This window comes from uncultured Roseobacter sp. (genome assembly GCF_947488185.1).
In the GTDB taxonomy this organism is placed as follows: Bacteria; Pseudomonadota; Alphaproteobacteria; order Rhodobacterales; family Rhodobacteraceae; genus Roseobacter.
Map to the genome: position 1 here is coordinate 1 of NZ_CANKYM010000012.1, position 9,960 is coordinate 9,960.

Annotated in this window: 12 protein-coding genes; 5 read left to right on the forward strand and 7 right to left on the reverse strand. The window is 56.1% G+C overall.

Annotated features, from left to right (window positions below; genetic code table 11):
- Positions 1 to 416, reverse strand: a 416-nt coding sequence (locus tag Q1A52_RS22750; protein WP_300020137.1) for a recombinase family protein, incomplete at its 3' end; no start/stop codon positions are given.
- 175 nt (positions 417 to 591) lie between these two features.
- Here Q1A52_RS22750 and Q1A52_RS22755 point away from each other — a divergent pair.
- The 4 genes from Q1A52_RS22755 (at position 592) to Q1A52_RS22770 (ending at position 4,684) form a co-directional block, all read left to right on the forward strand.
- Positions 592 to 1,206: a ParA family protein gene (locus tag Q1A52_RS22755; RefSeq protein WP_299971690.1), complete on the forward strand. Its 615-nt coding sequence runs from the start codon at positions 592 to 594 to the stop codon at positions 1,204 to 1,206.
- Positions 1,199 to 1,462 (forward strand): ribbon-helix-helix protein, CopG family, encoded by a 264-nt coding sequence (locus Q1A52_RS22760; protein WP_300020139.1) that lies wholly within the window; start codon positions 1,199 to 1,201, stop codon positions 1,460 to 1,462. The genes Q1A52_RS22755 and Q1A52_RS22760 overlap by 8 nt, the downstream gene beginning before the upstream one ends.
- A 30-nt stretch (positions 1,463 to 1,492) precedes the next feature.
- The gene (locus Q1A52_RS22765; protein WP_300020141.1) at positions 1,493 to 4,315 is read left to right on the forward strand and encodes a DNA methyltransferase; all 2,823 of its coding nucleotides are present in this window, start codon (positions 1,493 to 1,495) and stop codon (positions 4,313 to 4,315) included.
- A gap of 75 nt (positions 4,316 to 4,390) precedes the next feature.
- Complete coding sequence (locus Q1A52_RS22770; protein WP_300020143.1) at positions 4,391 to 4,684, forward strand: hypothetical protein; 294 nt, start codon at positions 4,391 to 4,393, stop codon at positions 4,682 to 4,684.
- A gap of 417 nt (positions 4,685 to 5,101) precedes the next feature.
- Here the strand turns inward: Q1A52_RS22770 and Q1A52_RS22775 are convergent, their stop codons facing one another.
- The 3 genes from Q1A52_RS22775 to Q1A52_RS22785 all read right to left on the reverse strand — a co-directional run bounded on the left by Q1A52_RS22775 (position 5,102) and on the right by Q1A52_RS22785 (position 7,070).
- Complete coding sequence (locus Q1A52_RS22775; RefSeq protein WP_300020145.1) at positions 5,102 to 5,713, reverse strand: hypothetical protein; 612 nt, start codon at positions 5,711 to 5,713, stop codon at positions 5,102 to 5,104.
- Positions 5,714 to 5,869: 156 nt separating this feature from the next.
- The gene (locus tag Q1A52_RS22780) at positions 5,870 to 6,685 is read right to left on the reverse strand and encodes a hypothetical protein (protein WP_300020147.1); all 816 of its coding nucleotides are present in this window, start codon (positions 6,683 to 6,685) and stop codon (positions 5,870 to 5,872) included.
- A 190-nt stretch (positions 6,686 to 6,875) separates the two neighbouring features.
- Positions 6,876 to 7,070, reverse strand: a complete 195-nt coding sequence (locus tag Q1A52_RS22785; protein ID WP_093734546.1) for a helix-turn-helix domain-containing protein — start codon at positions 7,068 to 7,070, stop codon at positions 6,876 to 6,878.
- A 378-nt stretch (positions 7,071 to 7,448) separates the two neighbouring features.
- On the opposite strand from Q1A52_RS22785, the gene Q1A52_RS22790 reads away from it, so the two are divergent.
- Positions 7,449 to 8,291, forward strand: coding sequence for a replication initiation protein (locus tag Q1A52_RS22790; RefSeq protein ID WP_300020149.1), 843 nt, complete (start codon positions 7,449 to 7,451; stop codon positions 8,289 to 8,291).
- A 65-nt stretch (positions 8,292 to 8,356) separates the two neighbouring features.
- Here Q1A52_RS22790 and Q1A52_RS22795 read toward each other — a convergent pair whose 3' ends face one another.
- The 3 genes from Q1A52_RS22795 to Q1A52_RS22805 form a co-directional block, all read right to left on the reverse strand.
- Entirely contained in the window at positions 8,357 to 8,824 is a 468-nt protein-coding gene (locus Q1A52_RS22795; RefSeq protein WP_300020151.1) for an Lrp/AsnC ligand binding domain-containing protein, read from the reverse strand.
- A 21-nt stretch (positions 8,825 to 8,845) separates the two neighbouring features.
- Positions 8,846 to 9,121 (reverse strand): hypothetical protein, encoded by a 276-nt coding sequence (locus Q1A52_RS22800; RefSeq protein ID WP_300020153.1) that lies wholly within the window; start codon positions 9,119 to 9,121, stop codon positions 8,846 to 8,848.
- Positions 9,122 to 9,618: 497 nt separating this feature from the next.
- Positions 9,619 to 9,960, reverse strand: a 342-nt coding sequence (locus tag Q1A52_RS22805) for a recombinase family protein (RefSeq protein ID WP_300020155.1), incomplete at its 5' end; no start/stop codon positions are given.

Below are 9,960 nucleotides of genomic sequence, written 5' to 3' on the forward strand. Positions count from 1 at the left end.
TTGACCCCCCGCGCCTTTGCCGCCGCCAGCGCCGCCTTGGTGCGCTCTGAGATAGCGCGGCCCTCTTGTTCCGCGACCGCTGCCATAATGTGCAGCACGAAACGGTTGGCTTCGGGCATATCCGCCGCCGTGACCTCGACTCCGCTTTCCAGAAGGTTTGCGATAAAGGCCACATTACGGGCGAGACGATCCAGCTTTGCAATGAGCAACACGGCCCCTGCCCGCTTCGCCTCTGCCAGCGCCCGCGCCAACTCCGGGCGATCTGACCGCTTGCCGCTTTCGACCTCGACAAACTCAGCCACGACCTCGCCCCGGCCTAGGACATGCGCCGCAACCGCCGCGCGTTGTGCTTCCAGCCCCAAACCGCTCTGGCCCTGGCGTTCTGTTGATACGCGAAGATAGGTGACGAATTTCATAGCGCGGGCCTCTCAACCTTAACATTCCTCAACATTCTCAGGTTTTATTAGGTGTATAAAAACCCTACGTCCGTTGTGTTCTTATACATATGCGTGCATTTACGTATTTACGCAAGTGCGTAGCTATGAATTTATGCGTTTGCGGCCTCGCACATTTGCGATAGCGTCCCGAACTATGAAAACGATACTAATCGCCGCCCAGAAAGGCGGAGCAGGCAAGACAACGCTTTGTAGAAACCTATCCGTGGCCGCTGCCCTGGATGGCCGGAAGGTGCTTTGCCTCGATCTGGACCCACAAGGCTCACTCAGAGGATGGTGGGAAAGCCGCGAAGCTGAAACCCCGGCGATGCTGGACCGTGACCCTGCCCCTCACGCGCTACGCGCCACACTAGACGCTGCCAAGGCGCAATTTGACCTCTGCATAATCGACACGCCACCAGCAGCCCCAGAATGGCTATCTGAGGCGCTTGGGGCGGCTGACCTGGTATTGATCCCGGTTCGGCCTTCCCCTGATGATCTTCGGGCCGTGGGCGCGACCATAGCCGCCGTGAATGCTGCGAAGGTGCCGTTCGCCTTTGCCCTGTCTCAGACGCCGCGTGCGCGGATCACAGAAGAAGCCGCCCGCGTTCTGGCGCAACACGGCAGGGTTGCCCCGGTGAATATCGCTCAACGTGTCGCCTATGCAGAAACCGGCGCGACCGGGCAGGGGGTATCAGAGACAACTGACCAGAAGGCGGGGGCAGAGATTGCCGCCGTATGGGATTACGTGAAAGGGATTCTGGATGGCTAAGAAACCCGTGGCCCTCGATGGCCTGTTGAACACCGAAAGTCGCCCAACGGATACCGGGATACCGCAACGCGGGGCAGGGCAGGGTGCAGCTCCGGATAAGAAACCGGCGAAGCGACCGGGTGAGAAGCGGCTGACGCTTGCCCTCGATGGCGAAACATACAAGCGCCTGAGGCTTCACGCTGCCGAAACAGACCAAACGCACCAAGCCATTTTAGAGGCCGCACTAGCCGATTACCTGAAACGCGCAGATGCGTGATTATGTATTTACGTAAATAAGGAATTACGATTGCGCCTTAGCTTTAACGAAATCCGCACCCGCGCAGCCAACTTCGCGCGCACCTACGCCGATGCCACATATGAGAAGGGTGAGACTCAAACCTTCTACAACGACTTCTTTGCGATCTTTGGCGTAGAGCGCCGATCTGTTGCCCGCTATGAAGAACACGTCCGGAAGCTGAACAACAAATCCGGCTTCATTGATCTGTTCTGGCCGCGTGTTCTCTTGGTGGAACAGAAGTCGGCGGGGCGTGATCTGACCAAAGCCGCCACCCAAGCCGGTGAATACTTCGACGCTCTGAAAGAAACCGAACGCCCCCGCTTCCAGCTTCTTTGCGACTTCCAAACATTTGAGCTGCTAGATCGGGACACCCGCGAAGAAACGACCTTCGCCCTCGCTGACCTGCCGGATCACATCGAGAAATTCGGCTTCATCATGGGCATGGAAAAGCGGAGTTTCAAAGACCAAGACCCGGTAAACATCGAGGCGTCCGAGCTAGTAGGGCGGTTGCATGATGCGCTTGAGGCGAACGGCTACAAAGGCCACCAGCTCGAAGTATTTCTGACGCGCTTGGTGTTCTGCCTCTTTGCTGACGACACCGGCATTTTTGAACCCCGCGATATTTTTCTGGATTACCTCGAAACATGCACCCGCGAAGATGGCTCAGACACTGGGCCAATGATTGCGCAGCTCTTTGAGGTTTTGGACACGCCAGAGGATGAGCGCCAAGCGAACTTGGACGAAGACCTAGCACGCTTTCCCTATGTGAATGGCGACCTGTTCAAAGACCCCATCCGCACGCCCGCCTTCAACTCTGAAATGCGTGAAAGGCTGATCGAAGCCAGCCGCTTCAACTGGTCCGGTATCTCGCCAGCGATCTTTGGGTCGTTGTTCCAGTCAGTCATGGACAAAGAAGAACGACGCAAAGCTGGGGCGCATTACACCACCGAAAAAAACATCCTCAAGGTCATTGGGCCACTGTTTCTGGACGACCTACGGGCAGAGTTTGAAACGCTGAAAGCAAGGAAACAAAACCGCGTCAAACTGCTGCGCGCGTTCCATAACAAGCTGGCCGGTCTGTCTTTCCTAGATCCCGCCTGTGGTTGCGGCAACTTTCTGATTATCACCTACCGGGAACTGCGGCTTCTGGAAATTGAGGTGCTGCGGGAAATCTACCGTGCTGAGCTGGCACGCATGAAGGGCGGAGCGACCGAACTGCCCCTGCAATCCTTGCTCAAACTGGATGTGGACCAATTCTATGGGATCGAGTTTTCAGAATTTCCGGCGCGGATTGCCGAAACCGCCATGTGGATGATGGATCACATCATGAACACGCAGGCCAGCTTGGAATTTGGCGCGGCGTTCCTGCGGATACCACTGCGGAAATCCCCAAACATCGTTCATGCCGATGCGCTTGAAACAAACTGGACCACCGTTGCCCCTGACGATCTGAGCTATATCATTGGGAACCCGCCCTTTGTCGGGGCGAAGTATCAATCTGACGAACAACGCGCCCAGGTACGCAGCATCGCCGCCTTGGGTAAGACTGGTGGAACGCTGGACTATGTATGTGCCTGGTTCATCAAGGCGGCTGCATTTGGCGCACCTACGGCCTTCGTATCCACCAATTCGATCACGCAAGGGGAGCAGGTAGCGCAGCTTTGGCCGATTTTGTTTGATCGGCACGGCTTCGAAATTGCTTTTGCACATCGCACCTTCGCTTGGGGATCAGAGGCGCGAGGCAAAGCTGCGGTGCATGTGGTGGTGCTAGGGTTGGAACCCCGCGTAAGTGCCAGAAAGGACCGTCGCCTGTTCAGCTACCCCGACATCAAGGGCGATCCCATCGAGACACGGCACGCCGCGATCTCGCCCTACCTTATCGACGCCAGCACCTTGTCCAACCCGCATTTGGTGGTGAAAGAAGCCAGCAAGCCGATTAACGGACTGCCCAAGCTCATCATCGGCTCAAAACCTATCGACGGCGGGCATTTCATCTTTTCCGGCGAAGAACGGGACGCCTTTCTGGCCCAGGAACCACAAGCCGCGCCCTATCTGCGCCCCTACATCGGCGCACGTGAGTTTCTGAACGGGGGAGACCGTCACATCCTCTGCGCCTCGCTGATCCCGCCACAGGATTTTCGCTCGATGCCTTTGAGCAAAGCCGTGGTGGGGCAGGTGCGAGAATACCGCCTAGGGAATATCCCAGCTAAAGGGAAAGACCCGGACTCAATCAAGAAACCCGGCATGTCGTCTTTGGCCTTGGCAGAGACACCGACCGCATTTCATGTGACCAGAATCCCGGATGCGCCGTTTCTGGTGATGCCCGAAGTCAGCTCCGAACGACGGGAATATGCACCAATCGGCTTCCTTGAGCCTCCAATCGTGCCCAGCAATCTTGTGCGGATCATGGCGAGTGCAACACCCGCGCAATTCGCGCTGCTACAGTCTGCCATGCACATGGCGTGGTTGCGTAACGTAGGCGGCAGGCTCAAGAGCGATTATCGCTACACCATCGGGCTAGTTTATAACACCTTCCCGATGCCGCCAGGCGATGATCTGAGCAAGCTCGACCTACATGCCCAGGCGATCCTTGACGCCCGCGCCAACTATCCAGACGCCAGCTTGGCCGACCTCTATGATCCCGACATTATGCCTGCCGATCTGCGCCGCGCTCACCAAGCCAATGACAAGGCGGTAGACCGGCTCTATCGGAAGGCCGCGTTCAAATCCGAGCGTGACCGCGTAGAACATTTGTTCCAGCTCTATGAAAAAATGACAGACCCGCTCTTGGCCAAACCAACCAAGAAAAGGCGGCGCAGACGGGCGTCGTGACCTGCCAAGCCTTTCCTTGATAACGGAAAACAGATTTTAACCCCTAAGCGCTGACGGCCTGCCAAACTGCGTGCATTGGCCGGTTTCTGGATGTACGGCAGTTTTGCCGCACACGCCGGTGATCCCATGACAGACCGGCATTCAAATGAATGTGCGGAGGCCGTCATGCCGGATAATCCAAAGAACGATCCGATCAAGTTCAAAACTTTTCTGGTGTCCATTGAGACGCAGACAACACGAGGCGCTCTGTACGCCTTGGTGATGCTGCTGTTGTTTGGCTTCTTTGCCATCTTGGTAATCTGGGGCTTGGCTCTGAATGCTCCAAATACCTTGATGGGATGGCTGGTCAAATCGATTCTGGGCCGGTGAAAAGCTTCGCCGTTTCTTTCCTGCATTCTGGAAAGCCCCAAGCCGAACCGACCCCATTTATCGGGGCGGTTTGGGGCTTTCTGATGCACCGGGAAATGCGCCTTTGAGGCGGTCAATCCGGGGTGTTTTCCATCTTCACACTGAAAACTGATTACACCCTTGGAAAACAAAGGTTTCTCGAACTGACTAGGGGGTGAACATAGAGCCCTTATTTCCTGCCAGTTTCACCCCCATCATTTTTACCCTCAGATGGGAGGTGGGACAAAAAGCGCATACAACCGCCATATCCTACCAAGGTCTGACCCTCATTTCTGGGGCTTGTGAGGATGCGAAGAAAGCCGCCTTATTTCCTGCCACCTTCGCCAAACAGAACGAGGCGGGCATGGCCGCAGGTCAGCCTGTCTAAATCAGCCTATTTTAGAAACGGCCCGTCAGGCGGTTCAGGTGATCCATGATCCCGATCAGGGCGCGATCTGAGAGGGCGTCGTGTTCGCAGCAAAGACGCTCATAGGTACGCCAGTGCATCCCCTTGGGCTTGCCCCAATCACCGCCTTCTAGGATGCCACCAGGCCAGCCCATTTTGTCCCTAATGCGATCTGCTCGCCGTGCAGCTCGGTCCCCCGGCTTTTCGCGCTGAGAGGGGTAGGCCAGCCGGTAGCAGTGGCGGCAGGCGAAGATTGCCCCGCCATAGAGGATGGCGACACGCCGACCACACCCACGGGCAGGGCAGAGAAACCAATGCCGCTCGCCGCCCATGTGGCAGGGCGTGGTGTCGAGATAGATGGGATAGCGTTCGGGTTGCCATTCCCCGCCTCGATCCCGGTGGCGATAGTCCAGGATCACGCGCCCCGGCTCAGACTGGATGTTTATTGAACCTGTCACCTCGCCACCGCGCGACCAGGTGATGCTGCGACTGATCCCGGAATCCAAAAGCCCCTCACGTTTCAGCCACCGAATATCAATCGAGCGGTAGTCGTCTGTCGTGTCTGCCCCGAACTGCCAGTGTCGCCCGCTACCTACGCCGCCCATGCCTCACCTCAGATTTTGCCGAAATCATTTGGAAACTTGCCCGTTACCGGCTCCCAGTTGCTTTTGCTTAGAAACGGGTATTTCCGGAGATGCCCCTGAGACGCGCATAGAGCGCCGCTGAGCGCCCTTTCCGCATTTGGCACCCCTAAACAAACATCAAGCCCTCATACCGCTTAGATCGCCGCTCTGACGCGCTTTCATGGCTTGTTTGAGCGGACGGGCAATGTCGAACCGTTTCTTGAGTGCCGTAGTGCCTCTGATCTGGCCTTGCGGCGCGTCGTATCTGCCAGACCTTTCACGGCCACCGAATGCCTGGCCCCTGACCAGCTTGCGGGTGTTCGGGACCAGTTTGCCACGAAACATGCGTTCTGATGGTTCGCCCTTCCCAAGATAGGCTGCGAGGTAAAAGCCGGATCGGTCTGGGTGGGTGTCCTTGGCCAGATGCCATGACCCCCAGACGCTACATGCAAATTCGCCTTCGGTCTGACCTTGCGCCTTGGTGCGGGGCGTATGGTCTAAGGGTTCGCCAAGAAGATCGGAGAGATAGGACGCGACGGCCCTTTGCTTCCCGCGTGGCAGATGAAAGGCGAGGTGCCAGTGTTCGCCCAGCTCTGAGGTTGTTTCGCGCACCCAAAGATACTGGAAGCCGCCTCGACATCGTGCGCCGATCCATTTTCTCAGCAATTCGACCAGGTAGGCAATTCGCTCGACGGATGGTTGTGCAAAGAGGGGATTGGTGTTGTCGTGATGGTAGAGCGACGACCATCGAACCGTGAGTAGCGTGTTAACCGGGAAACCGAGAATGGCCGCGCACTTCGCCGCTTCCATGAAATTGGCCTGCGAACCTACCGGCAAACTGTCCGTGCGTTTTTCTGGTGGCTGGATCGTCTTGGCGATCTCGCTGACTACCGCGCCCAGAGGACGGGCTGCGGCTGCGGGGCTGGGAGCCGCCCCTTGCCCGTCCTTGTTCACTTCTGTGTTGCTGTGTGGGTTCTGGTGGGAACCATACGGTATAGGTAACGCGCGAGCTATATATATAGGCCGCTTCCGTAACTCGGGCGTTTCAGCCGTTCCGTTAGAACCTGATGCGGTAAATTGCGTGTCCAGTTTCTTAGCCTCGATGCGCCCGCCGCTCCTCCCATTTCGACCAGGCAAGATGTTATTAGTGGATGGTGCTGCCTCTTGTTTCGTTCTCAGCGAGCCATGCCTCAGCCGCTTCCTTTCGGATGCGTTGAATGCCGCCGATGGTGACAACGGCGGGTGTTGCGCCTTGGCGCTTGAGTTTGTGCCAGGTTGATCGGCTAATACCTACGGCCTGACAGAAGTCAGCCACGGTGAGCAGGGGCGAAATGTCCATATCTTGCGGTCCATGTGTGAGCAGATACGAGCCATTGTAGTGTTTTGGCAGCTACAGCTCAAGGAACAAAGGTCGAACATGGCGGAGATTATGCAGTTACGTAAATCCGCATTTGTGCTGTGATCGTTCTTCTTCTTTTTCTTCTAGAATCTTCTTACTTCGGGGCGCGCAATGCTCTGATCTGAAAAGAGAAATCCGCCAAACTCTTAGGAATCGGGCGGGGACGGATTAGCTTTGGGGCGGTTATCAATTAGTTTTGGGGCGGTTATTGCTTAGGAATCGGGCGGTTTGTGCGCAGTCTGAATCGAGACACAAAACCTTGCCTCTGACACCGGTTTAATCTTAGTTTTGGTCGAATCGCCAGCTAACGGAAATGCTTTGTCAGAATCGACCCGCCCCAAAACTAATAATAAGCGGACGCTCGATGTCGCCCCGAACATGGGCGAGATGGTGAAACCTGCCGAGCTGATCGAAGTTAAGGGCGCGTCCAGGCTGACGCTGGCAGACCGGCGCTTGTTCAACGTGCTGTTGCGCCATGCCTTTGGGCCAGACCTGGCGTCGGAAGGTAGGCGCTTTGAAATCGCGGTTGCTGACCTAAGAGAAACGCACGAAAGCAATGATCGGCTTGTGCAGTCGATTGAAGCCCTCATGACGACCGTGGTGACGATCCAGCGCCCGGACGGCTCGACCGACCGTGTGCAGCTCCTGGGCTGGAACAACCTGTCAGACCCGAAACGGAAACGCGGCAATCTGAAATACTCGATCCCGCCCGAGCTGGCGTTGCTGCTCAAGGATTCCACCGTATTTGCCAAGCTGGAGCTGGAAGTGCTGCGGGCCTTCACCTCGAAGTATGCCCTGGCCCTCTATGAAGCCGTGGCGCGGCGTGTGCGGCTCAAGCATGTGTTCACTGAACGGTTCGCCCTGGACGACTTCCGGGAACTCTTAGGCGTAGAGCCTGGGAAGCTGGAAACCTTTGGCAATCTGAACCAATACGCGATCAAACCTGCGCTCATTGAAGTGAACGCTCTGTCAGACTTCACCGTGACCGTGCTGCCTGAGAAAACCGGACGGCGCGTGACCGGCGTTATGATCGGCTGGGGTGCGAAGGACATTGAGGGCCGGAAAGCCGCTTATGCCGAGCTCCAACGCCCCCGCGTGGGCCGCAAGGCGCGGATCACCGGGACCGTTGAGGAAACGTTGCCGCCTGACGTTATCGAGTAACGAAAGCACGCGCTCAATATGAACCTAAGATCCAGTGCGAGGCTTCAAATATCTCAGCGAGGCGACTAGGTGGACGGATCAATGTGTTCTCTGTTTTCTTCTAGCAACGACGCCCAGTTTACCCGCATTTTCTTATTGTCCATTTCGTCAACCACAATGGATGTCGTAACCTTTTGAACGCCGTCCAGTTTTCGGATCGTTGTTGCAACGGATTCTACTTCTTTGAGGTTCCGTCCCACTACCTTGCAACGTACATCCACATTGCCGAACACCGTATAGATCATGATGACACCGGGCACCCCGTGCAAATCATCTGTCACTTTTGACTGATCCGATTCATTCGTCATCTCAATGTCAACGAATGCCTGCGCCTGAAATCCCATCTGAAAAAAATTCGGGAAGCTGTCCTGCAGCACACCGCTTTCTATGAGGGCTTTGCGCCCTCGCGATGGGTTGCTATCGACAACCTCTCTCTGCTTTATCATCTTATGTGGAAACTTCAGACAATCGATCAATAAATCAAACTTGGCCAACGCGTACCCTTTCGGAAATCACTACGCCGGAACCGCATGAGCAACCTCAACTGCACGCGGATCATAGAGTGTACGGAACGGAATGGTTCTGCCGTTTCCATCTTTCGGTTCAAGAAGAATCTCGTACCCGGCGAGCTGCTTGGTCATCAGCTCATCATATATGTCCAGGACATGGCGCAAGGCGTCGGCATCTGTGTTCGAGTTGGTTGCAGCCCGGATGATCTGCATCCGTTTGTTGGACGTTGGGGTAAGGCTCACATTCTTTCGGATCGTTGCCGCTTCATTCTTCTTGGTCATTTTTCCCTCGTTTCAATGAACTAAGCACCTGCGCCGCACAGCGCCGGTGCTTTTTCGGTGCCCTTTCGTTACATTTTTCTGTGCTCACATCAATGACAATTTAAGTACACCATGTGCGATTTTTCGTATCCTGGCGTCACTCCGATGTACTTTTATCAATTCGATATCCGCAGAACTCGTATCCTACCGTGCCTCACAGGTATTGCGTGCTTTTTACGTGCTTGATTCGGGCCTTTTGGGGGCGTAACTTGGGTTTATGAAGGGCGCTGATGGTCAGGCCCACATGAGAAAGAGAGGTCCAAAATGCTGAAACGCGTCACAAACAGGATACGGGACTCGTCGCCAGTGTTGATGAAACGGTAATCCGTTTCGTCAAATGGCTGATCAGGTTCCTTCTGATCCGGCTACTAATCCACTTGGTGCGAAAGGCGTACGATTATGTCATCAATGGATAACTGAACCCCACCTGCGAAGGTGGGGTTTTTACTTTCACGAGGTCAGGCTTTGGCGTCACAAACAACACTCGCCCGGATCACGTTAGACACCGTGGTTGCGTACCACTTGCCGCCCCGTGCTGTTTTTATCCCCCGCGCATTCAATTCTGCCGCGATCTGGCGAAGGGATGCGCCCCCTGCCCTGATTTGCTCGACCACCGGCAACACGTTCTCAGCATGGGCGAGCGCCCGCGCCTTTGCCGCCGCCGCGCCTTTGCGTGCCGCCTGACGCTGCTCAGAAGCCCGTTCAGGGATAGACCAGCCTAGCTTGACCCCCCGCGCCTTTGCCGCCGCCAGCGCCGCCTTGGTGCGCTCTGAGATAGCGCGGCCCTCTTGTTCCGCGAC